Origin of the sequence: Chryseobacterium sp. SIMBA_038, assembly GCF_046535115.1 — a bacterium.
GTDB lineage: Bacteria > Bacteroidota > Bacteroidia > Flavobacteriales > Weeksellaceae > Chryseobacterium.
Genome location: NZ_JAWRXH010000148.1, coordinates 1 through 274 on the forward strand (window position 1 = coordinate 1; position 274 = coordinate 274).

General features: G+C 26.6%; 1 protein-coding gene. It reads right to left on the reverse strand.

Features of this window, described 5'->3' with window-relative positions; all coding sequences use genetic code 11:
- Window positions 1–274 (reverse strand): DegT/DnrJ/EryC1/StrS family aminotransferase (locus SB689_RS23060; protein ID WP_410694391.1); only part of this gene is annotated, 274 nt, incomplete at both ends.

Sequence of the window (274 nt, forward strand, 5' to 3'; positions counted from 1 at the left end):
ATTTTATTTTTGTCTTCATCAGACAGATTAGTACCCGATGGTAAACATAGACCCATGTCAAAAAGTATACCACTTACATTCTTTCCAAAAAAATTATAATTCTTATATAATGATTGCAAATGCATTGGTTTCCACAAATATCTGGTTTCTATGTTATTTTCTGAAAATATTTTTTTCAATTTTTCTTTTGTGATTCTATTTTCTCTTTTTTCAATGGTGATAGTATTTAACCAATAATTGGAGTAAAAATCTGTATTAGGCTCTGCAAAAAGAT